The sequence below is a fragment of the bacterium genome, from assembly GCA_021371935.1.
Taxonomy (GTDB): Bacteria; Armatimonadota; UBA5829; order UBA5829; family UBA5829; genus UBA5829.
The window spans coordinates 41,118-66,947 of sequence record JAJFVF010000014.1 but is presented as its reverse complement, the minus strand read 5'-3'; the positions used below and the strand labels follow the sequence as shown (position 1 = coordinate 66,947).

Here is a 25,830-nt window from a genome sequence, read left to right as displayed (position 1 = left end):
AGATGAGACGAATAACGACACTGTTCATTCTGATTGTAATTATGAGCTTGATGGCTCTGACAAGCGCTGTGGCCGTCATATATGTTGATGGCGAGAATGGACTAGATACCAACACCGGAACTTCCTGGACTTCTGCAATGAAAACAATATCAGCTGGTATATCCCGAGCTGTTGAAACAAGTGATGATGAAGTAAGAGTAAGAGGTAAAAACGGGACATTTTCCGGCGTCTACGAAGAACAGGTAACGCTGGTGGAGGGAGTCAGCGTTTACGGGGGGTTTGCAGGCACTGAGACTGGTCCTATTTCTCGGCCTGATTGTCCACCGTCCCCTGATGTTGACTATGAAACAACAATTATCAATAATACGGGTGACGGTGCTGTCTATGCTCCCACTGGAATAACGCAAGACACTGTATTCGACGGCTTTACTATCACCGGCAGGACTGCAATGGTTTCCGTTATAAACTGCGCTTCGTCCTCACCTACCATCAGCCACAATCGGATTATATTTAATAGAGTTTGTGCAATCTATACTTCCAGTGGAAGCCCTGTTATCCAGTTCAACACCATAAGGAATAATGGTGGTAATGGAATAAATTGTGGCACTTATGCTTCCGCCACGATAAAGAATAACAACATAAGTGGTAATGGCTGTGGAATTCGCTGCTACAATGGCAATCTCATCAGCGATAATTTCGTTACTGGAAATAGTGGAGCCAGTTTTGGTGGAGGCATTGCATGCAGCGGTGATTCTACGATTGTAAACAACACAATCATATCGAACTCCTCCCTTAGGGGCGGGGGAGTATACATCTATGGGTCGCCTGTGGTGAAGAATAACATAATTGCATTCAATTCATCAGGTGTAAAAATAGATGCATGTTCACCTATTTTGGATTACAATTGCCTCTATGATAATCCTGCATACCACTATTCAGACGGATACCCGGCAGGCACGCATGATCTTATAAACGATTATAACCCAAAAATCGTAGACATAGATTACGGTAATCCGCACATATTGAACAGTTCGCCATGTAAAAATGCCGGCGATAACACGGTAAACAGTTCATCTTGCGATGCAGACGGCGAGGCAAGAGCAAACGGCATTATCGATATAGGTGCCGATGAGTATCATTCAGACGACCATATCCAAACCGGACCGTTTGTTGTAATAAAGGTAGACGGAATATATGGCGATGACGACAACGACGGTTTGTCGTGGGATCATCCTCTGCAGACTATACAAAGCGCTATCAATAAAGCTGCAACTTACGGCGGTGATGTATGGGTTAAAGAGGGAACTTATAATGAGGACATATCCCTACAAGCTTACGCACATCTCTATGGTGGTTTTCAAGGATCCGGTTTTACAAGAAATTGGAACGATTACCCGACAACTATATATGGATCAGGTACCACACGGGTTGTAACAGCAAAATCGGTTGGGCGCTTTGTAAGCGGTATTGATGGATTTACTATAACCAATGGTAATTATTCCGGTGGTGGTGGGATATATATCTATAGTGCCGACATTGACATATTAAATAATATCATCGAATACAACACTGGAGATGGAATCAATTGCTACTATGGTTGTTTCCCGTATATTGCATCCAATATTATAAGAAACAACTCAGGTGATGGCATACAGGCTGGAAACTCTCAACCAATTATTGTAAACAACATAATAGCATCAAATACAGACGGAAGTGGAATACGCATATCATATGCTATTAGTACCAACTCCGCAGGTTTGTACATCACAAATAATACAATAGTATCCAATTCAGCATCCGGCATTTATGCCTCTATGGCACCAGCATATATATCTAATAATATTATCGCGAATAACAGCGGTTATGGGATATACAATCAGTATAATGGTTATTCTTTATCGCTTTTCAATAACAATGTCAATGGAAATTCTACTCCCTACTATCCGGATGACTCGTCTCTACCACATACTTCCGATATAAACGTATCGCCTCAGTTTGTCGGCGGCGGTAATTATCATCTGCAGCCGACTTCTGGCTGTATAGACGCAGGATACGATGATGCCTTAGGACTACCTAGCATTGATATGGACGGTGAATTACGTGTTCAAGGAGCATCAGTAGATATAGGTGCTGATGAGGTTGTTGGTGAAATATACAGAGCGAAATTGGCAGCTGATGGAACTGTTGTCAGATTACCCGACGTGGTTGTTACTGCAATATTTCCCGATTTCTTTTATGTAGAATCGAAAGATCGTACGTGTGGTATCAAAGTAGTCAGTGAGCCCGATTTCATGACTCCCAACGTGGAAGTTGAAATATCAGGCCTTGTTGGGACTGATAGCGGTGAGCGTTATATATATGCCAATACAATAACAGTAAAATCATCAAACGAAGTAAAACCACTGGCAATGAACAATGAGACCATTGGTGGTGGATATTTTGGCGGCCAGGAAGGCATAACAGACGCTATTGGTTGGAACAACATCGGTTTACTTATTAGAACTTGTGGCAATGTCAAAGAAATAGACACCGCAGTTCCGCCAGCCTGGTTCAAAATAAGCGACGGATCGCCTGAGCAAGTCAGAGTGGCCATCAGTTCCGACATAACAGCTCCCGCGCTCAATGAAAATGTAATGGTCACTGGAATTAGTTCTTGTTGTGTAGACGATACCAACTTTCGACGTTTGATAAGAGTACGCGATCAGGACGATATTCAAACCATTGACGTAGGACATGAGGTTAATATTCCAATATATGCAGGATTTAATTATATCGCAGCCCCGCTTGCTCCATTCAATCCTGACCCATTAAGTGTTCTATCTGTTAGTTCGGATGCTTTACATAATGTCATAGATTGGTGGGATTCTCAAACACAGCAAAACGTATATTGGAATGATTTTGAAGAACCCGCTGGGGCATCTTTTGGAAACATTGTTCTTGGTAAAGGATATGAGTGGTATGTCGATAATGATCGCACCGTTAGTTATGAAGGCTTCGCAGATGGATTGCCATGTGAATATGACAAGACAGATGCGGTAATTTCTTTGCCAGGCAGTCAGTCCGGTTCAGAATCCGGTGGCTGGCATTTTGTTGGAACACCGTTCAACCATAATGTCCCAGTAGACAGCGGAAACTACACAGGTGACTTAATATACCTGACGGATGGAACGACTCTAAAAACCTGGGGTGAGGCAGTAGAAGCTGGATGGTGCGTATCTCAATTCGATGGCCTTGACGCTATAAATCAAAGCGGAACATCTGTAGCATATGATGATCTTGCTGACAGCAGGTTTTTAATATCTAACCAAGGTTACTGGTTCTATACATATAAAAGCAATCTTGCTTTAATCATACCTGCGGACATTAATGACACGACAGCCCCGACCGTAACAATCGAACAGGCTGCCGATCAGTCTGACCCTACAGATGCTTCTCCCATTAACTTCACTGTCATTTTCAGCGAGCCTGTAATCGGATTTGCATACAGCGATGTCTTGCTCAGTGGCACAGCTGGTGCAACTATACCGGATGTATCAGACTCCGGTGATCACATGACGTTTAATATAGCCGTAAGTGGAATGATCGGAGATGGAACAGTTATTGTGGACATTCCTGCAAACTGTGCTGTTGACAGTCACAATAATGGTAATGCCGCTTCGACGAGTAACGACAATCGAGTTGTCTACCGAACAGGACAAAAGATTATTCACGTCAATGGACAGACGGGTAATGACGAAAACGATGGTTTTACATGGGATCATCCTAAACAGACGATTCAGAGTGGTATCGATGAATCCTTAATAGGTGACGAGATCTGGGTTGCGGCAGGGACATATGAGAGAATAGCTTTACTTAATCCTGTTGCGATATATGGTGGTTTCTGTGGTCAGGAAATAACTCGTGAGGAAGGACAATGGATTGAAAACAAAACGATCATTGATTCAGAAGGATCGCAAGGGGCTATTACGATTGCAACTTCATCTGCCGGAACGGTTATCGATGGTTTTACCATTCGGCATGGTGGTGATCAATTGGGAGGATTCTTATATTGCAACGCTCCCTCTGAAATATCACATAACAAGTTCGAAAATGATAGTTCATTCCATGACAGTTCATTATATATCATGGCTGCAGCGACCCTGCATGATAATATAATCATAGCAAACACCCCGAACGAAGAATCATTAAGTGTTGGAATTTCTGGTAATGCCGGTGCCATAATATTAAGCAATACCATTATCAACACATGGGTTAGTTGTAGCTCTAGTGCGGTAGCAAAAAACAATATTATTGCGAACTGGGGCAATACCACGGGTGTGAATTCAGATGGTGACCCTTATTACAACAACTGCATATATGGTTTCAATGCACAAGATATAATTGGCTCAAATGGAAACATATCAGGCGACCCGCTATTTGTTGATCGATCTGCAAGTGATTATCACCTTCAGCCAAACTCGCCATGTATTGATACTGGAATTGATACAAATGCATCCGATTCAGACTATGAAGGATCAACTCGTCCTATAGACGGAAACAATGATGGTGTCGCGGAATTTGATATTGGCGCTTATGAACACGAAACAATTGATAATATTCAACCAACTGTTACCTTAGTTACAAGCGAGAAAGAAGATAACACAGTAGCAAATCCATATGATCAGGGAACGGTTATCGATATTCAAGTCAAGTTCAGTGAAGCTGTACGCATTACGGGAACTCCACAACTTAGATTAGCAACAAGCCCAACTGCAAGCACATTGATAAATTGTACAGGTGGTGACAATACCGACACCCTTGTATTTACTTATACAGTGGCATCAGGTAATGATTCTCTCGATCTAGATTATTCCGATTCTGATGCACTGATACTTAATGGTGGCACGATAAAAGATACAGTGGGTAATGATGCTGTATTGTTACTGCCTAATCCTGGGAAAGAAAACTCGCTTGGGGCAAACAAGAATCTTGTTATAAAAACATCACCTACTCCGACTAACGTAATTTATGTTAAACCTAGCCCAGACGGTAACGACAGCAACACAGGATCGAGTTGGGATAGCGCATATGCAACCATAACATATGCATTACAGCAAGCTACCAGTGGTAAAGAAATTTGGGTTGCTGAAGGTACATACAGTGAACGGATAACGCTCAAGTCCGGAGTAAATCTTTACGGCGGTTTTTGTGGAAAAGAATGGCTCAAGGATCAAGCAAATGCGTCATTTGATGAGTCCGTAATTGATGGGCAATCAGGCGGTGCAGTAGTTACATGTACTAATATTAGTTCGAATCAACCTACAATATGCGGTTTCTCAATCATTAATGGAAGCGGATATCTTGATACTGGTAATATTCATGGCGGTGGAACTACCCAGAGATATGGTGGCGGTATTTATGTATGTAATAGTTCCCCCACAGTCAAAAATAATACGTTTAGAAGCAATACGGCCAGTGTAGGTGGGGATATTTTCTGCTCGACTGGATCTATAGTAATCTCCAAAAATACATTTAGCACATCTACTTATTATAGTAATCTGAGCTTAAGAGATTGTACTGTTGATATCAATGGCAATCTTATCAATTGTGGGATGTCACTTACATCTTGCTCTGGTAATTTTACTGATAATTTACTACATAACCAGACATCCATAACTTCAAGTACTCTTATAATGGAAGAAAACCGGATCATTGGTCTGTCATATACTATTAGTGGTGGGCAAATCACTATGCGCAATAATACCATATTAAGAGCCTGGATCAATTCCTATTCGAGTCAGTTGCTTATTGAGTACAATCAAGTTATCGGGGGTCATATTGGTATAAGTAGCGGTCAGAACATCGTCCGTAACAATAGAATAAGCGGAAGTGTAAGTTGGACTTCATCAACATCAGAAGCGACCTGTTCTATAATCAATAATACAATTGTTGGAGGCAAGGAAGGTATTTCATTTGGAGGAACTGGAGTTCTTACTATTGCAAATAACATAATATCGAAGAACAATATAGGGATATGTGGCTCATCAGGAGCAAGTATTCCTACTATTTCTTGTAATTGCGTCAGCGGGAATACTACCCACAATTATGAAAATTTGCCATCGGGTACAGACATCACTACAGATATATCTGTCAATCCACAATTTATAAATATTGAGTATGGAGATCTCCATATCAACCAAGAATCTCCTTGTAGAAATGCCGGAGACGATATCTACATTTCTGAGACTTGGCTAGACATTGATGGGCAATCGAGGAAAGAGGGTACACATGTAGACATCGGTGCAGATGAATCCTATGGAGAAGTGTACACTATAAGTCCAAGTCGAATCATATACGTCAGTAAATCCGGAAATAACTCAAATGATGGTCTTTCATGGGATAACGCAAAACTCACCGTACAAGAGGGTATTGATACAGCATCTGTTATAGGTGCAGATGTATGGGTTGCAAAGGGAACATATAACGAATATATTGTTTTGTCGCCTTATGCTTATGTCTATGGTGGTTTTTCAGGCACGGAGACTAGCATTGAGCAGAGAAATCTTTCACTCAATCATACAACAGTGGAATCCACCAATGGAGTTAGTGCTAGTTTCAGTTGTACAGGTTATACAAATAAGCCTAGCATAGATGGCTTTCGTATTATTTGTAATGGTAGGACGGCAAGTAGCCAGGTAGGTCTATATGTAACAGGTGATGTCATAATTACTAATTGCTATGTTTGCGATTATCCAGTTGGTTTGCAATGCTATGAAAGTGATATGGTATTTGTCGGAAATACGATAACTCGTTGCAATTGTGCGATTGAATTGAATGAGTCAACAGCAACGATTGCCAATAACAGACTAATTGCAAATTCAGATAATGCTTTATGGATAACAGATACTACTTCAAGTGAACCAGCTAAGATTATATCCAATGTGATTACTGCAAATTGTGGTTCTGGTATCTATTTGGGGTCTCCAGCTCTGCTTTACAATAACTCAATTGTTCGCAATGAAAAGAATGGTATCCGTATGTATGAAGCAGGCGTACAATCGACTATTGCAAATAATATAATAGCTAATAATGGATGGGACGAAATATACAGTAATTATAGTTGTTCTCCAACTCTTAGTAATAACTGCGTGTACAATGGTGATTCCGTTTTCTCAGAATACTACAGGGTTAATGGGCATGCTTCAGATATAAATGTCGATCCACAATTAATTGATACAGCATACGGTAACTTCCATATATGTCCTGATTCACAATGTCGTGACGCAGGTAATGATTTGTATGTTCTTGCAGATCTAACTGATATTGATGGACAAGAAAGAAAGACTGGATCACATGTGGATATTGGAGCAGACGAATCATATGATGAGGCTTGGCCGGTAGGGCCTTATACAGTAATACACGTAAGTGCGGCTGGTGACGATGAAAATGATGGGCTTACCTGGCAAACAGCAAAGGCATCAGTACAAGCAGGCATTGATGCTGCTTCGTTGGTCGGAGGAGATGTTTGGGTTAAGACTGGTGAATATACAGAACCGACTATTGATCTTAAGATATTTGCTCATTTATTTGGAGGATTTGCGGGCACCGAAACTGATTGTTCAGATAGAAACTGGAAATTAAATCGCACTGTGTTGAATGGACAAGGCTTGTACAAAGTCTTAAAAGCTGAATTTGCTGGATATTTCATGAGCCGGATTGATGGATTTACCATAAAAAATGGGTTGTCTAGTAATAATAGTGATTATTTAGGTGGTGGCATATCAACAAAATGTTCTATGACTATTACTAACAACGTTATTGATTCTAATGTTGGTGATAATGGTGGTGGTGGCATCTATTGCAATTGTGCCGAGGTAAAGATTCTAAACAATCAGATATCTAATAACAGATTGATGAGCTATGGATATGGTGGTGGAATTCGTCTTACTGGATGTCAGGGTTTAGTTGCAAATAATCTCATAATTGGAAATAGCGCTTCTCTCGGAGGAGCTATTCACAACTATTTTTCTAACATAACCTTCGGTACAGGTGATTCCTTAAAGATTTACAATAATACAATAGTAGGTAACCAAGCATCTTATGGGGGAGGCGCGATATGTTTTGGTGACTCGAACGCTTCTGGCGCTAAAATTGCGAACAACATTATTGCGTATAACTCTTCCGGTATAACTCGCGAATACAGTAATACCACATACACAATCAAGAATAACTGTTTTTATCAAAACAGTGACCTCGATTTTGATGGTTTGCCAGTGCCCGATGCCAGTTTTAATAATATATATGAAGATCCACTTTTTGCAGACAAAAACTACTGTAATTTCCATATACAGCCGGATTCATTGTGCAGAAATGCCGGTGATGATAGCTGTATATTAGGTTTATACGACATGGATGGGCAAGATAGACAAGAGGGCACACATGTAGATATAGGTGCTGATGAGTCATATTCGGAAACATGGCCGACAGGTCCATATGATATTATTCATGTAAATCCAAGTGGTAATGATGAGAATGATGGCCTGAGTTGGAGTACTGCAGTTAGGACAATACAAAAAGGGATTGACAGAGCTGCAGAGAATTCATCTGATGTTTGGGTTGCAGCAGGAACTTATAACGAAAATGTCGTTATGCGACAAGGCACATCTCTGTACGGAGGTTTTGATGGAACTGAAACAGACCTTTCTGATAGAGACTATATAACTAATAAAACAATAATTGATGGCCAAAATCTTAGAAACGTTGTCATTGTGGAAGCAGGCTTACTAGTTCGAGTGATTGATGGATTTACTATTCTGCACGGTACAAGTGATTATTTATATAATTATGGAAACCACGGCAGTGGAATTGGATGCAGGGGATATATACAGTCAATATGTAACAATGTGGTATCTGATTGTAGCGGTAATGCAGATTATGCAGCTATATGGTGTAAGTTAGGTTGTGGTCTGATTTCAAATAACCAGGTCTACCGCAACAGTTCAAATGGCATCGCTGTCTATGATGGAAGTAGCATAATATCGAAAAACCAAGTCTATGAGAATGGCTGTTCAGGTATAGTAGCAACGGGAACTGCGACATTAGAAGGTAATCTTGTCAGAGCGAATGGAAAATTTTATCCTTGGTGGGATGATCCTCTTTATCACGGGATTCAAGTATATTCAGATTCTACAGACTCAGTGGTGAAAAATAACATAGTGCTTGCTAATGTGGGTTGCGGGATATTAACGACGGGTAATGAGGCAGTTTGCAATAATACAATTGTTGGAAATGAGGGTCCAGGAATTTCTGCAGGTGATTCTGATTATACTCGTGACATTGCAAACAATATTGTCGCATATAATAAGTACGGGATTAAAAACTCATCGGCACAAATTAACAATAACCTCAAGAATAATTGCATACATGGCAATACCTATCAATTTCTTTATTGGCCTGAAGACCCAATAAATACAAATGGCAATATTGACTCCAATCCACTACTTGGAAATTGGCAATATGGTCAAGTGCACATCCAGCCCAATTCACCCTGTCGTAATGCTGGTGATAATTCAATCATCGACGACGATTGGCTAGATTATGATGGACAATCTAGAAAAGAAGGGACGGCTGTTGATATAGGCGCTGACGAAAGCTATGATGAATCAATTTCAACAGGCCCTCCAACAATAATCCGCGTTTCAGCTACCGGCGATGACTTAAATGATGGTTTATCGTGGGATTTCCCAATGCGAACTGTTCAAGCAGCAATTGATACGGTAAAAATATTAGGGGGCGAAGTTTGGGTTGCCGCCGGAACATACCAAGAATGTATAGAAATCTATCCTTTCGTGCATGTTTATGGCGGTTTTGCAGGCAATGAAACTAGCCTGTCGGAACGCAATTGGACGGAGCATGAAACGATTCTCGACGGCCAAGGATTGGGTTCTGTAGTGGTATTCAAAAAGGCTGGTCATTATTGCAGTTGTATTGACGGATTCACTATCTGCAACGGTGTTGGTGATGACTACGACTACCTTAATTATGGATATACACATGGTGGTGGAGTATTGTGTTTAGCCAGCTCAAGCACTATTGCAAACAACTATATACATTCCTGTAATGCCGAATATGGCGGGGGAATATATACCAAGTGTTGTTCTGTTCATATAGAGAATAACACGATCATTGGTAATGTAAGCACATATTCGTCTGGTGGTGGTATATGCAGTGATTACGCATATGATGGGCAGATCACGCATAATCTGATTGTAGGCAACACTGCGGAACGCTGGGGAGGCGGTATTTTTGCTTCCGGAGCAGACGTTATAGGAAATGTGATTGCTGGCAACTCTGCAAATGAGTCAGGTGGTGGAATTAGTGGTGGAGGAAATATATACAACAATACAATTATAGCCAATTATTCTCAAGGCGAAGCCGGTGGAATTGACAGTGGTCAAATGATAGTAAACAATATAGTGGCGTTTAATTCTTCGGGTGCTAGATACTGGGGGGGAGATGACTATAATTCTAGATATTACAATAACAATGTCTTTTCCAACGGCGAGGCAGATTATGAAAACATGCCCGATAGGACAGGAGTGAATGGCAATATATCTGAAGAGCCTCAGATAACAGACTGGGGGCACATCAGCGCAACTTCCCCATGCCGCAATGCAGGTAAGAATGATGTAATAAATTCGGGTGATGTAGATATTGACGGGCAGGCTCGGCAAGAAGGAATCCGAGTAGATATAGGAGCAGATGAGTCGTATGGAGAAACCGGTAATGAGAGGCCTACTCTTAATCTCTCCATACGTTGTACGAGGTATGACCAAGTAAGCGCATCATGGACCTTTGGAAGCGGTATTCAATCCTATCAGTATGCCATCGGAACTACTCCAGAGGGAAGTGATGTTGTCGAATGGACGCCGACAACAGAAAATCAGGTTTTGGTAACTGACCTTGACCTTGAAGATTTTAAATGCTATTTCTTCTCTGTTAAGGCTATTTATACTGACAGTACTGTAAGTCTCCCCACATGGGCCCCATTTATAGTAGATACTCGTCCAGATGTTCTCACACTAGTCACTGATGTAGATGGAGACAATGCACCACTTGGATCGACGGTCATATTTACCGCCAATGTTAAGGATTTCTGTGGAAAGCCCATCGCAGGGCGAGATGTAGTGTTCGAAGTGTTTGGTGGTGATGACTCGGTGACAACTCAGACCACCGATGCCGATGGAAACGCATCAATATCCGTGACTGGAACTGAAAGCGGATGGGTAACTGTGCTTGCAAGAGAACAGCAGCCAGGCTATGGATGGTTTGAACAAGAAGCTTCTGTGAAATTTATGCAGGCAATCGAAGTTATTTCTCTAATAGAATGTAATCCTTGGTCTAGCGATACAATGGCAGAGCATTCAGGCCTGTTCATTACGGCGTTGGCTGAATTATCAATAGAGAAAAATGTAGCTATAAAATATGGTGCAGTGGTGTTTGATGACAAGAGGTGTACACACGTTTTAACTCCTAGGGATGTTGTAGAAAACAATGAAGATATATGGCAGTGGTTATTAGGAGAATGTGATGACAATCAAGCATGCACCTTGTGTGATAAGAATAGTGATGGTTGGGATGCAATCGAGGGTCTGGAAGCTGCTAATGAATTGTTCTCTACAACCGCGGACAGAAAATACATCCACGTATTCACTTTTGCAAATGCATTCTGGAGATCACCCGGTTTGGAGAATTTCCCTCCTTACACAGCTGGTTATTTTGATAAGTGTTTTGAAGCTGGAGGTTGTTCTTCACAAGCCGAAGTTATATCGATTCTTCAAAGCTCGGGATGTAAAGTATATATAGGCACCTCATGGAGCAGTGGCTTTCCGTGGGAAACACTATATGCTCCATTGGCAGTAAACGGTGCTATTGAAAATACGCCAGATCAAGTAGAATATGACGAGGAAGGTGAGGAGATATCTCACGTTCATGGTGAGTATTATAAGCTCCTTACAGATCTGCAGGGATTTCTTTCTAATTCGGATGATGACTCAGGTCTGACTGGAGAAAGCGATACCATACAACTGGATCCTTATGATCCAGCGATGGACAACAGTGAGGCTGAGGAAGATGCTCTTCTACAATCATTTTCTACCAATGGTACGTCAACAACATTCTCATGGGACGCTTTACCTGTCATGATATCTACCAATAGTGCAGTTGACAGTAAACCGTATTATCCATTCAGTTATCACCAAAAAGCAGATGGGCAAGTAGAGTGGACCTTTAAGAATCTAACTCCAGGTAAGGCAGTTCGCTTCATTGTCCGAGATCCAGCAGATGAATCACCGTATGCTCGGCATCCCGGTGGGATACCATGTGGTGGAGATAACAAGGTGCCTGAACATTCTATCATACAACCTGCGTCATCTCCAGATTACGGTCAGATAGACGTGGTTGGCGACACCAGTCATCACAGTCACCATGGAAGAGTTATATACTACACTCCCCCCAGTGGTGTAACATCTGTTAAAATCAAGCTAACGATAACAAATCAGTTTGCTGGCAATAACTATAGAATCGATATGACTACAATGAGAAAAAGACTGATTGCAAAATCGCCGATTTTTGTAGCTTGGAAAAGAGAATATCTTGAAGTTGATAGAATGTGTATCGGATCCGAAATAAACGATGCTCTTACTGGTGGCAACACTGTGGATATTGACTATACAAATTCTCCATTCAATATTACGGATAGTATCAACTTACGAGACGATCTCAATGTGGGTGGAGAAAACAAGTACGTTTTAGATGTTGTTAAGGATTATCAAACCATGACTACCACCTTGGTTCTGGATAGCCCTCTTCAGTTTTCCTATCTAAAATCTCGACATGCTGTGGTACAACTTAGAGGTAAGCAGTTTCCATTAAACTTCGATTGGCTGGATAATATGTACGGCAAGTATGGCAGAGATGAATGGACAGATAGCATTGTCAGAACTTCTGATGGCGGATGCTTCGTCAATTTCACTCTTGTTCCCACGTCAGCTAACCAGCGGAGAGTGATTCCGTATCGAAATATTTTATTAGATAGTGACTTAGATGCTTATAACGATACTTACTTCGACCAAGAAGGACAATCGAATGTTGTTCATGTTATGGCAGTAAACAATGTCCAATACGAGAATAAAAATGTTGATGGCCTGTCTGAGGCATCTGCAAATTGGTCTTATGTTTGTGTAGGTAAAATAGGTGCTAACGCTGATCTTCAAGACCCCCAAATTCAAAAGTATATAGGAATGACTTTGTGTCACGAACTTGTCCATCAGTTTGACACAGACAAATGCGATGAAAAGCATCCTACGGGTGGCCGATACAAATCTTGGATAGGCGGTATATGCCCCATGAATACTGGCAATCCACCTTTTCCCACAGTTAATGCAACAGAGGATGAATTATGCCGTTATCATTTAAATCAAGTTAGAATTAGTCCGGATGATCTATAGATCATAACAAGAACTTAAAATTGCAATTACTGTGGTAGCACTCATAGTCACTTGGTTTCTGTTTGTGTATGCAGCCGATTGGCCTTATAACGCAAGAAAACTATTGTGCTTGTCCAATATGCAGAGCGGAGAAAGTTGCTACCGGCTACATGATAATTCCCGTGCGGACAAAGGTTAATGACAACGAGTTTAGCCGATACTACCAACATAGTCATGCTGATCCCGAATCACAAGCATGTTTGGGTTGGATGAGGATCTGTATGTGCCGGACATATCTTCACCGGAAGCTCGAAGAACCTTACAGGCAATCTGGAAATTGAATGACGCTTATTTTGAGAAAGAACGTAGGAGCGATTGGCTCGATCAGCTAAAAATGGCTGACTTGTAACCGAATGCTATTTCCAAATGAGCATCAGTAGCAATTTAGCACTCGACGTACTAAGACAACAGCCAAGAATACACATAGTAATAGGCAATAAAGCTTATAAAGTCAGCGCACTAGCTTAAGGCTAAAGTTAACAAGCTATTCATGGTGAGGTTCGATAATTAAAGAATGCTGATTTATATTTACAGTTGTGTCATATCCCACGTTATATGGAGGAGAAAATGAAGCTTTACTCTATTATGGTTTTTACACTGCTTATCTTGGCTAATACAGGTTTTTGTGCCCAACAGGCCAACGAACCAATTACTGAATCTAAAACATCTACTTCTACATTCACCCAGATATATCTCTGTGCTGTCCCTGAATCGATAAACAGGCAGATCGAAATAGGACTGAAGCAAATTGAAAGCAATGGTATTCTATCGGCAAAAACTGAAAATGATATCCGAAATGCAGTATTAAATACTGGGGATGATTCAGATCAAAAAATGTGTGGGTACTTAATTCAACTTGTTAGTCCAGCTACTCTGCCGGTTCTGGCTGATATATTGAAATCATCTGACGAAGATTCCCACCTAAAAGCAACACATGTCAATAGCCGCCTCAACTAGACCATGCATGAGCGGCATAACTATACCACTTGAGATTCGCATGGTCGGTGCCGAAAAGTCAGCATGATTATTCTGAAGTTATCTCCTGCTGTTGGTTTTGTTTCGGCTTGGTCACCTCCTTTCTTCGCTGCCTCTGACGATAGCTGTCCCCGGTAATTATGGTAACCCGCGCATGGTGGGTCAGCCTGTCTAGTGCCGCCGAAGCCAAGAGCGAATCACCGAAGAGTTCCGGCCACTCGGATGGTGAACGATTGGATGTCAGTAAGTTGCTCCCACGTTCATATCTGCAGTGGATTATCTCGTAGAGGTCTTCGGCTCCCTGTGCGTTTATTGGGCGCAGACCGAAATCGTCCAGGATTACAAGGTCCGCCGACGTGAGTTTGTGCATAACTCTGGCATATGAACCGTCCGCCCTGGCCGCAAACAGATCGCCCAGGAGCTTGTGTGTTGAGAACGAGAGCACTTTGAGGTCGCGCTTTATTGCTTCGTAGCCGATAGCTGTTGCCAGATGGCTTTTGCCGACGCCGGTCGGGCCACATATGAGCCAGTTTTCATGTCTGGTGATGAAGCTGCATGTTGCCATCTCCAGCACCAGCGCCCGATCTAGGGTTGGAGCAGCGGCAAAGTCAAAGCCCGAAAGCAACTTCAAGCTTTCAAAGCCTGCCATCCGTTCCATTTTGGACTGCTTCTTTTGGCGGCGGCGTTCGATTTCATCGTCAATCAAAAGCGCCAGGAACTCGACGGGAGAAAGCTTCTGCTCGCGGGCAAGTTCGGCCCTTTCCTCCAGGGTATCGACCATTCCCGACAGACGCAACTCTTTCAGCTTGGGTAAAAGAGGATGGCTCAGCATCTTTCCACCTCCCCGAAAAAGTCACTTGCGTTGCGAGCGAACTCAAAGAGCTTGAAGCTGTGCTGCGTGTTTTCTTCAAGCGACTGCATATCCAGCCCGGCTTTCAGGATATCTCGAATGCGCCTGTAGCGTGGATCGCCGTAATGGAGGGCGCGCTCGCACGCCGCTTCCAGACGTCTGTCGCCATACTTTTCGGCGAGAGAGATGATTCCCTGCACTGCCCGCAGGTTGTCCAGCGGCCTGCTATCCAGCAATGTCGATACGGCCTCTCCACATTTCGGACCGATTGCATATGCTCTACGACGGCAGTAGTCGCGGGGACGGGAAAGGTATATCGACTTTTCCAGCGGATAATCTTCCAGACGTGTCACACGCTGGCCCCTGCGCGACGCTCTTTCATGCGTGACGACAAGTTCCAGACCATTGTAAATCTGCACGACCCGCTCAAAGAGATATACTTCCAGCCTAGCGCCGACGTATTTGAATGGCGCTGAGTAATAAGCTCCGGCAACTTCAATATGACAGTCCCGATGGACCTTTGCCTGACGCACCTCGACAAGCTCGAAAGGCTCACTCGGAAGAGGCAAGAGTGCAGGAGCTTCCATTTCAAGAAATCTGCACAGCGGCTGCTCACGGGTCGTCCCGTGCGTGCGCAGCCCCGCTACTTCGCTTACCCAGCGCATCACTTCCCGATTTGCCTCGTCGATGTCAATGAACTCAGTTCCGGCAAGGAAATTGCGCTGCACGTAGTGGACTCCATTCTCCACCTTGCCCTTATGCTCTGGAGTCCTCACCCGGCACGGATGCACCAGGAATCCGTAGTGGATCGCCATCTTGCGATAAGGCTCCGAGAGGATTGGATCGTCCAGACTTGCCTTTATCATTGCCGCCTTGAGATTATCGACCACTACTTCCTTGGGCGCTCCACCAAACGATTCAAATGCGCGTCTATGGCAGCCGATCCAAGTAGCCATCTTTTGGTCAAATACGAACTCCACATATTGGTGGCGCGAAGACGACAATGTCATCACAAAACAATATGCCTGGCGCAGCTTACCAGTCTTGCGGTCTCGCATCTTGCCCGCGGAGCCGAAATCCACCTGGGCTTCCTGGCCCGGCGGAGTCTCGATCCGCACAAAGGCTATATTCTCCTTGGGCAGCAGGTTCGCCACAAACCGCCGCACTGATGTGTAGCTGCCGGTGTAGCCATAATTCTTTTTCAGCCTGTTGTGTATCGCCACCATTTCCACACCCTGCTCGATAAGTGCCTTTACCACCTCGCGGTATGGCTCCACTGTTGATATATTGCTCTTGCGATATGGAACCGGCAGCCCGACCTGTAGGTCTTCCAGCTTTGGCAAAGTGGCTGACGGCTCCAGGTATCCCATCTGTTCTGACCACCTTGCATAACGGCACACCGTATCCCGAGCATAGCCCAAATCACGGACTATAGCGCGCTGAGATTGACCGGATTTTAGCCGGTAGATAATATCCAATACGATCTGCACTCTGAGTCTCTCCATTACTGCCCTCCCAACGCAACAAGTGTCCGTCGGAAAGGCGGTCGATGGCAACGGCATGAACCTCAGAGTGGTATAGTCATGGCGGCGGTGGGTGGTCTACTTATGCCGGCTACCACTGGTATAGTCTAGCGCGGCTAATGACACTCAAGCAAGCTATAGAACAGCTTCACCTTTCAGCCCGCGCATACGATCGCATCCTCAAACTCTCTCGCACCATAGCCGACCTTGCCTGCTCCGATGACATCCGGGTCGAACATATTGCTGAGGCTGTGCAGTATAGGAGTTTGGATAGGAAGTATTGGAACTGAGCTATGATGCGAGCATTCTAGTCGGCAAAATATGGTTTTGCCGACAACAGCTATATTCCCTCAGTTTATGCAGCAACCACGCAGGGTATCTACTCCCAGAACAATGCGGCCTTTCACACAGTCACCCGAGGCTTTAAGGAGACTATCTTGCAGAAAATTTTAATAATATATCTGATGATAGTATTCATCCCGTCGGCTTGCTCGGCCGAGCTGCAAAAGCACTGGAGACTGGCCGGAAGCTACTCGATACCCGGGTTCTCGGACACACGGGACTTGGCGGGCGATGCCTGGGGTGTCGGTTTTGATTACAGTTTTTTGGGTCCGGATGATGAGAATTCCATGGGCGGCGATATCTCAGTCGCGGTAGATTACAAGCGTTTCAGCCAGAACCGGGCATCAGCGTCATTCAGTCTCAACCGAGTGCTGATAGGACTAAAATGGCGTGCCGGGGCCGGGGCGACTTGTGAAAAAGAAGGTCTTTATGGAGGAATCGGAATAGGCTTAGCGCTCATCAATTCGGTTGATTCACCTGCAGGCGCAAACATAGATAAAAGCAGAGCCACATTGGAATGGAGTGTATTCGGAGGAGCCAACTTCGCAAGGAGTTGGTTTATTGAGGCAGGTTACAACAGCTTCGGGGAGTTTCTCGACTTCAATTGGGGCAACGCCGATGTTAGGTTTGGGCTGCGTTTCTAGCGGTCAATCGTTGTTGTCTACTTGAAGAATGCCGAGTGCATCATCCTTATCATGCCTGGGGCGAGCACCACGATAAAAATCGACGGAAATATAAAGAAGACCAATGGAAATAGCATAGTGACCGGCAACCGGGCGGCTGCTTCTCTTGCTCTCATCCGTCTTCTGCTGCGTATTACTTGTCCTTGAATACGAATTACGTCTGTCAGACTTGCTCCGAGTTCTTCCGCCTGATACACCGCCGCCACAAAATTGCTCAGCTCAGGCACTTGTGCTCTGGTCGCCATATTTCTCAACGCGTCCATTTTCGACATTCCCACTTGCATCTCTTTTAGTGCGAGAGAGAACTCTTCTGATAGTGGACCCTTGGTTTTTTCGGCAATACGCGCAATTGCGCCATCAAGACCCAATCCTGCTTCGATACTCACACTCAGGAGATCTATTGTATTGGGCAGCGCTTTCAGAATGTCATTTTTCCTCTCTGCGATCTTGGAAGTCACCCATTTTTCTGGAACATACGCACCCAAAGCCAGTCCCAGTAATGCTGCTGCCACTGTTGAGAGGATGCTCATCGACCCGATTCTAGTCAGTACAATGCCCAAAGCAAGTCCAACCACACTGCACACTCTTTTTATCGCAACAAACTCTTTAGGTGAGATTGCATGAGGGTTTCCCGCCGCATTCAGCCTGTGCGCAGCATTTTCCAACCGCATGCCGGCGCCGATTTCGCCGAGTGCGGTGAGCATCGGACGAACCACCCGTTCCCAGAACGGCAGCATAAGATTATCACTGAGCATTGCTGCATCAGAGGTGCTTGATCGTCCGTATTGTCTCAGACGATCAAGCATGATCTGGCGTTCAGTCTTCATCGTCAGGCCGACAGCCAACAGGATAATCGCGACCAGCGCAAAAACGAGCACAGCAACCAACGTTTCCATATACGCTCCTATATATCCAGCGTCGACATCTTCCTAATGGTAAAATACCCGATTATCTGCAGAACGACTGCTCCGATTATCAGCTTTATGCCTAATGGATCGCGGATCAATTCAGTCATATATCCGGGGTTAATGACAGACAAGGCTAATGCAAGAATAGGGCTCAAAAGCACCAGCACAATGCCGGTAATTCGTCCCTCGGCAGTCAAAGCCGAGACCTCTGATTGAATCTGGATGCGTTCTCTGATCGTCTCGCCTATGGAATCCAATATTTCCGCCAGACTTCCACCAACCTGAGTCTGTATTATCACCGCTGTGGCGATCAAATCCATATCATAGCTGCCGGTCTGCTGCGAGGTTCTGACCATTGCGTCTTCGAGCGGGACACCAAGCTGGCACTCCTCAACAATACCTTTGCATACGCCTGAAATCGGTGGTGCCATTTCCTTTGAGACGACCTGCAGGGCCTTCAGGAAACTATAACCAGTGCGCAATGCCGACGAGACAAGCATGATCATGTCGTTTATCTGCGACTCCAGAGCTGCTTTCCTTCGGGCAGTTGCCGATTTAAGTAAAACTTTGGGGATATAATAACAAATCAGTCCTATAACAATGCCCAACAGCAGGTTATGAGTTATCAGAGTGAATAAAACAGCGCCGACGCCCATTGCCGCCAGAGATATCCCAACAAATTCACTGGGCTTCAGGTGCCAGTCAGCCCTTGCGATATCATTTAGAAGCCTTTTTGTATACTCAGTGCCGCTCATCAATCGGCTGAGTGTCGGAAACAGTTCGCGTTCTCTGCTTGTGGTAATGGGCTGCTCTGAGGGTGCTCCAAGCATTGTTGCCCGAACTTGCCTGAACCGCTGCTGCACCGACTGTTCGCCCCGGCCATATGTCTTGATTATCGCATAGATCAAGAATATCGCTGCACAGGCCATAAAAGCAATTACAACAATCTGAAGAATGGACATATCCTGGTTACCTGAAATTATGTCTTGTGCCACCAACACTACACACTAATGCTCATCATTACAATGGCTGGATTCAGGCTGCGGGCAAGGTATACTCAATGCCGTACTGCTTGAATCTCTCCATGCATTTTGGTCTGAGCCCCGAAAAGACATGCCTGCCCAACACCGTTCCGTTATCGGCAATGCCTTCTTGTTTGAACAAAAAGATGTCCTCCAGTATAACTTGTTCGTGCTCCAACCCCTGTATTTCCGTAATGTGGGTTATCTTGCGAGTGCCGTCTCTGAACCTGTTTTGATGGACGATTATGTTGATAGCCGAAGCGATTTGTTCCCGAATTGCCCTCACAGGAAGATCCGCACCCGCCATTAGTACCATAGTCTCCAGTCTGGAGATTGCGTCTCTGGGACTGTTTGTATGAGCTGTAGTCAGTGAACCGTCATGTCCCGTATTCATTGCCTGCAGCATATCCAATGACTCACCGCCTCTGACTTCTCCAACCACAATTCTGTTCGGGCGCATTCTCAATGCATTTCGCACAAGTTGTCTTATAGTTATTTCACCTTTCCCCTCCAGATTGGGCGGCCTGCTTTCCAGCGTGATGACATGGTCCTGCTGGAGCTGCAGTTCAGCCGCGTCCTCGATAGTGATTATGCGCTCGTCTGTCGGGATCAAGGCAGATAGTACATTCAGGGTAGTCGTTTTGCCGCTTCCTGTCCCGCCGGACACAAGTATATTTAGTCTGGCCTTCACACAGCACTCCAGGAACTCAAGCATATCTTCACTGAGCGTGCCCATTTTCAGCAAATCTTCGCTGGTATATGGAGTTCGTGAGAATTTGCGGATTGTGATCAGCGGTCCACTGAGCGAAAGTGGAGGAATGATCGCATTTACGCGCGATCCATCTGGGAGTCGTGCATCGACCATTGGGCTGGATTCGTCTATCCTGCGTCCCAGCGGCGCCACTATCTTCTCGATTATCCTGAGCACATGTCCATCGTTTCGGAACTGCTTGTCGGACTTTTCAATCTTGCCTCTGCGTTCGACATAGATATTGCGCGGTCCGTTGACCATAATTTCCGTGATTCCGTCATCGTCCAGGAGTTTCTGGATCGGTCCATAGCCCAGAACCTCGTCCATCACATCCGCAACGATCTCGCGTCTTGTCTGGCTCGTCATTATGACCGAAGTCCGGGCAAGGTATGCGTTCAACACTTCTTCCACAATGGGAGCAAGCGCCTCGGCATTTATTTTGTCGGGTTTGGTCTTGAGGCTTTCGACCACCTCTCTGTGAACCGACTCTTCTATCGCAAATATACGTTCACGTGCATGGTCTTCGAGAGTTCCCACGTTCGTACACCGCCGTATAATTCAACCGTCAAATTCCACTTTGTCTTACCCACTAACGCAGCTTGTGCGTTCTATTCGAGCGGTGTTTTTGACAACGGCAGCGATTCCGGTGTTGGTCCTACATCTTTTATTGCATCGTCGCATGCGGGCGGCTGCACGATCTCCGGGGTCACGATTATCAGAAGTTCCGAGTCACTTTTTTGAGTGCTGGTTTTTTTGAAGAAGTTTCCCAGCACGGGTATGTCTTGGAGCAAGGGCAGCCCTTTTGTATTCTTGACATCGTTCTTAGAATATAGTCCGCCGATGGCGATAGATTCTCCCGAAGCCACATGAACGGTGCTTTCAGCTCGCCTTGTGCGAAACGCAGGAACTATGGTGCCGCTCAGCTCCACTGCATTAGTGTAATCCAGCGCGCTGACTTCCGGTCTCACCAGCATAGTAATCTCGTCATCTGGACCGACAGTCGGCAATACGTCCAGACTTATTCCGAATGGCTTGTATTGAATGGTTACCACGGCTCCCCCACCCGTACCCGACTGAGGAACAGGCACAGGAATTTCTCCACCGATCAATATATTGGCCGGGTGACCGCTGGTTGTAATCAGGCTCGGCTGGGACAGTAGTTGTGCTTTGTTTTTTTTAACAAGAGCCCACACACGCGCTCCAATTCGATCAAGCTGGCGCAGCGGAGGTCCTCCGAATATCGGGTTCGGGCTGGTCGACTGTCCGATGATAAACGGCTGATCTTCCGCCGAATACGTGCCGTCTTCATTTAGCACTATTCGCGACCAGTCAACACCGATATCCTTGAGGTTTTCGCGTGTAATTTCGACCACTCTGGCTCGAATGAGCACCTGTTTGATCTGAGAGCTGTCCAAAATCGTCACTCTCGAAACAATTTCAACTTCCTTGGGCCATTTCTGCAGGACCGATTCATATTCGGCAAGCGCATCTTTGTCCGGCACCGTGCCTTCAAGGAGTATGCGGCCATCGGGCAAAAGTGTTCCATTTATGTTCCAGGCGCTGAATGTCGTAATCAGGCTCTGCAAATTTTCCTGCTGCGGCGACAATGTTGTTTTCAACGCAAACACAAAATCCGCTTGTTTACTCCATGGTTCCAGAACATTGTGTATGGCAGCCACAGTCGACGAATCGCATACGCATCCGCTTATGATTACCTTGCCGTCCGCAGAAGGTGTTGCTTCGACTTTCCATGGTTCAAGCACTTTCTTTATCGCATCGAGCACATCCGCAGGACAGCCGGGCTTCACTGTCAGCAGGTTCTCCACATTTGGATAGTATGTACCTGCAAGTTTTTCGCAGCGGGTTCGTTCTTCAGCCGATGCCACCTCCCCCATAAGCAGCAGTTTGTCTCCTGCTGCCTCGACCGTTACCGATGGGTTGTCGAGCGCGTCGGTGACGGATTGCACAAAGGCCTGCGCACTCTTGCCGGCGGTCACAACAACGTTGTATTCATGGCGTCCCAGCCTGTCCCATAAAAAGACCTGTGTGCTGCCGACGGAAGCACCGGTGAGCAGGATTTCACGTATGGAGACCGGCTGGACATTGAGCACAGCGGGGTTGCTGACGGCGACTTTGTCTACACCTTGTCCCCCGACGATAATTGAAGAGCCCACCGCAACGTTGAGTTTTTTGTCTCCGGCAAATGACGGGGCATGAAATGTTGCGATGACTGTCAGGATGAGGAACAGTTCGAGACAACCGCGCCTGCAAATTCGAGTTATCGAAGCACTAGTTATCAACCTCGACCTCCTCCACCTGATTCCCCTTGATCACCGTAATGGTATTTTTTTTCAGTGCCAGTCCCGGCGGACACTCTGCAACCTGGCCGGGGCGAGTCGGCACGGACATAGGGCGGACAACCGTTGACTTTCTGAGCGTTTTCTTTTGTGTACCACTGACACGTTTGGCAGGCTGAACGGATTTCGCTGTCTGGTGTTGTGCCTCTTTGATCCCAAATATCCTGTTTGTGCTGGTGCCTTTGGTAGCAAACCGGGAGGAATCGCTGACGCCTCTGAGGACAACCTTGAGTTTACCTCTCTGCTGAGCCGCGACCAGCATCTCCGCCTGTGATGGAGTGACGGCAATTGTAACTCTTGCCGCATTCACTCTTGTGGATTCCGCTGGTAGTGGTTGTTTTTGAGCGCGCTGCGCTGCAGATTGGATGTTGGAGTCGACCGCCAGGAGCACGACATCTTGCAAAATAAGCCGTGCAACACTGTTCGATCCATCAGTGAGGGTCGCAATTATGTCGACATGGTTGCCCGGCTGCAAAAATTCGGATACGGTATCTGTGGCATCGACGGTTATAGTCATCGCTCTGGTGCCGGGTGGTATTATCGCCGCAAGCCCGAATGCGGTACCTTTGTCCACAAGGTTTGTCAATACGATCTGTTCACCCTTTTTGACCGGCGCAATGGCAACTTTCTGCACCACTCCGGCAAGGTCTGTCGCCGCATCGGGCCGCTTGGCATCCTCTTGAATGGATACGACACGAATCATACCCGATGATATGACCGTATTTGCCGATATATCCTCGGCCGCGACTATAACTACAGCCATCTGTTTAGATTGCCCTGAGAAATACAGATACCCCAACACAATGGCTCCTATGGCCATAATGGCTGCCGCGACCAGAATTGTTGTGCGAGCATAGCCGGATTTCATATGATTCACGTAAAATCGGATGTGTCCGTTAATTGAGGAGTCTGACCGACGTAATCGTGCTCGAATATGGCGGGTTCACTGAAGGGTCAAGCCAGACGATTCCATCCGCCGTATAGACTCCATTAGTAAAGCGACCGATCAGTCTGTAGTAGGTATTATCCCCAACAGTAACATTTTCAAACCCTTCCACAAAGACTCCGGCAAATCCGATCAGTTCCAACGATTTGCGGCCATGGATATTTCCGCCCGGGTCTTTGACAATGGGGACCACGCCTATTCGTCTTGTATCCGCGCGTATTCCTGTAGATGGGTCATACGAGTTGAGCCAGCTGTTCCATGCAGAATCATTGGCGGAGGGGTACGGATATATATCGTCTGAAAGCCGTTCTTCAAGGCCTTGTTCAGTCGGCCCGCTCATGTTTCCTGTTTCGGTATACAAATCGATCTCTTGGTCCAGTGTGAATGTCACCGGGGTCGTGCTCACAATTCTGTTTTTGTATGCACTAGCACCTCGATCATTTCCATAGGCTACCGCCAGAAAGTTACCACTACCGATTACGTCTCCTGGATCACCCGGGTTGGTTATCTTGAGTGTGAATTGGTCACCCATACCGATGCGAAGCGATGGAGGGTCAGTGTCGGCATTCCATATGGTTGTGTCAGTAACAGCCCAAGGAAACGCAGTGGCGGTAACTGTAACCGGTGTCGGTGATTCGCTCTGAACAGCGACAATTGCCGTAGCTTGTGCATAAACATCGGTGCTTGTGAAGCCGAATATGCGGGCAAACGTAGCCGGCACCTTGATTATTGCTTGTGCTCTGATAGCCTGGCCGAGTTTTATGGATATCTGGGTTCCGTCGTCTGCAACCACGGTTCCAGACGAAGCCGGATATGGCGGAAAAGTTACAGTGACTCCCACTGCAGTGCCGTCAACGGTCATAGTCTTCCAACTGGGAGAAACGGCGTTATTGGCAGCAGCGGCATCCTTTGCCGCAACTGCCGCAGAACCGTCGGAGCCGGTAGCTGTTCCGCTCGAACTGTCAACGCGAGTAGACGCCGGATAACCGGTCAGGTAGTACGCCCCAGCCAGTACTGCCGCATCGCATACATTCTGCGCTCTCTGTTTTGCGATCATCAACCGGCCTATATCGAATGCAAGAGCCACCATCCCAAGTATTACGACCAACATTATGGCAGTAAAGACCAGTAGCGATCCACTTTGCCTTCTCACACGGTTTCGGCTGGGATTAGCTTTGTTCATGGTGTCTCCTCCCTGCGCATAACTGATGAAGCAGTCAGGTTAATTTTGCCGTCATTGCCAATTATTGTTCCAAAGAAACCACCCGTGACAAGCGGATATTTGTAGCTCACCGTGACGCGGACTTGACTATCGTAGTCTTCGTCGCATGGGGCAGAGTTGTAGCCACTTCTGTCATTTGTGAGCGTCGACCAGCCCGTCCATACGTGGGTGTTTTTGTCATAAACGCGATATTCCAACGTAGATGTAATATCGTTCGCTGAGACCATGCCTACATTGGTTGCCGTCGTATAAATTCTACTCGTCACAATAGACGTATTACTTCCCAGAGCGGCGCTGCGAGCGCCCTCTCGTGCAACATTGCCGAGTTCGAGATAATTGCCGAACATCACTCCAAACTCAATGATGCCAAGGATTATAAAAAGCAAAAGCGGCAGAGCGATAGCAAGTTCGACCAACGCTGCTCCTCGTCTACGTTGATTTTGTACCATGAAGTGAATAGCATTCATCTACGTGAGTCCGTTGGGGCCGAAAGTACAAATCGACCTCCGACCCCAACCACTAAGTCTAGCTGTTAATGGCCGCCCATAGCTTGCTCAGCAGTGCTGTAGGTCTCTTTGACCCGCAAGCCAAGGGCTTCAATGACTGCAATTGCGACTACGGCGATCAATGCCAGCAAGAGGGCATATTCAACCATTGTCGCGCCTTCCTCATCTTCATACAGCCACTTGGCTGTATCTATCAGCTTCTTCATCGTAGATTCCTCC

At 45.6% G+C, this 25,830-nt stretch carries 13 protein-coding genes and 1 pseudogene; 4 read left to right on the top strand and 10 right to left on the bottom strand.

Annotation, left to right across the window (positions count from 1 at the left end; genetic code table 11):
• Positions 1–2: 2 nt before the first annotated feature.
• Positions 3–13,487, top strand: coding sequence for a right-handed parallel beta-helix repeat-containing protein (locus LLG46_12145; protein MCE5324050.1), 13,485 nt, complete (start codon positions 3–5; stop codon positions 13,485–13,487).
• A gap of 606 nt (positions 13,488–14,093) precedes the next feature.
• The gene (locus tag LLG46_12140) at positions 14,094–14,483 is read left to right on the top strand and encodes a hypothetical protein (GenBank protein ID MCE5324049.1); all 390 of its coding nucleotides are present in this window, start codon (positions 14,094–14,096) and stop codon (positions 14,481–14,483) included.
• Positions 14,484–14,550: 67 nt separating this feature from the next.
• Here the strand turns inward: LLG46_12140 and istB are convergent, their stop codons facing one another.
• Entirely contained in the window at positions 14,551–15,333 is a 783-nt protein-coding gene (istB, locus tag LLG46_12135) for an IS21-like element helper ATPase IstB (protein ID MCE5324048.1), read from the bottom strand.
• Positions 15,327–16,856, bottom strand: a complete 1,530-nt coding sequence (gene istA / locus LLG46_12130; GenBank protein MCE5324047.1) for an IS21 family transposase — start codon at positions 16,854–16,856, stop codon at positions 15,327–15,329. Before istA ends, istB begins: the two co-directional genes overlap by 7 nt.
• A gap of 143 nt (positions 16,857–16,999) precedes the next feature.
• On the opposite strand from istA, the pseudogene LLG46_12125 reads away from it, so the two are divergent.
• Both LLG46_12125 and LLG46_12120 read left to right on the top strand, forming a co-directional pair.
• Positions 17,000–17,164: pseudogene (locus LLG46_12125) on the top strand (magnesium chelatase).
• A gap of 147 nt (positions 17,165–17,311) precedes the next feature.
• A complete protein-coding gene (locus LLG46_12120) occupies positions 17,312–17,860 on the top strand; it encodes an outer membrane beta-barrel protein (GenBank protein MCE5324046.1) in 549 nt (182 codons plus the stop codon).
• Positions 17,861–17,877: 17 nt separating this feature from the next.
• Here the strand turns inward: LLG46_12120 and LLG46_12115 are convergent, their stop codons facing one another.
• The 8 genes from LLG46_12115 to LLG46_12080 form a co-directional block, all read right to left on the bottom strand.
• Positions 17,878–18,795 carry a type II secretion system F family protein gene (locus tag LLG46_12115; protein ID MCE5324045.1) on the bottom strand — a complete coding sequence of 306 codons (918 nt, stop codon included), beginning with the start codon at positions 18,793–18,795 and terminating at the stop codon, positions 17,878–17,880.
• Between the two features lie 8 nt (positions 18,796–18,803).
• On the bottom strand, positions 18,804–19,802 hold the full coding sequence (locus tag LLG46_12110; protein MCE5324044.1) for a type II secretion system F family protein: 999 nt from the start codon (positions 19,800–19,802) through the stop codon (positions 18,804–18,806).
• 40 nt (positions 19,803–19,842) lie between these two features.
• A complete protein-coding gene (locus tag LLG46_12105) occupies positions 19,843–21,117 on the bottom strand; it encodes a CpaF family protein (protein MCE5324043.1) in 1,275 nt (424 codons plus the stop codon).
• Between the two features lie 71 nt (positions 21,118–21,188).
• A complete protein-coding gene (locus LLG46_12100; GenBank protein ID MCE5324042.1) occupies positions 21,189–22,880 on the bottom strand; it encodes a pilus assembly protein N-terminal domain-containing protein in 1,692 nt (563 codons plus the stop codon).
• Positions 22,870–23,805, bottom strand: a complete 936-nt coding sequence (gene cpaB, locus LLG46_12095) for a Flp pilus assembly protein CpaB (protein MCE5324041.1) — start codon at positions 23,803–23,805, stop codon at positions 22,870–22,872. Before cpaB ends, LLG46_12100 begins: the two co-directional genes overlap by 11 nt.
• 28 nt (positions 23,806–23,833) lie before the next feature.
• Positions 23,834–25,066 (bottom strand): Tad domain-containing protein, encoded by a 1,233-nt coding sequence (locus LLG46_12090; GenBank protein MCE5324040.1) that lies wholly within the window; start codon positions 25,064–25,066, stop codon positions 23,834–23,836.
• Positions 25,063–25,554, bottom strand: a complete 492-nt coding sequence (locus LLG46_12085; protein ID MCE5324039.1) for a pilus assembly protein — start codon at positions 25,552–25,554, stop codon at positions 25,063–25,065. The genes LLG46_12090 and LLG46_12085 overlap by 4 nt, the downstream gene beginning before the upstream one ends.
• An 83-nt stretch (positions 25,555–25,637) precedes the next feature.
• On the bottom strand, positions 25,638–25,817 hold the full coding sequence (locus tag LLG46_12080; protein ID MCE5324038.1) for a Flp family type IVb pilin: 180 nt from the start codon (positions 25,815–25,817) through the stop codon (positions 25,638–25,640).
• Between the last annotated feature and the right edge of the window lie 13 nt (positions 25,818–25,830).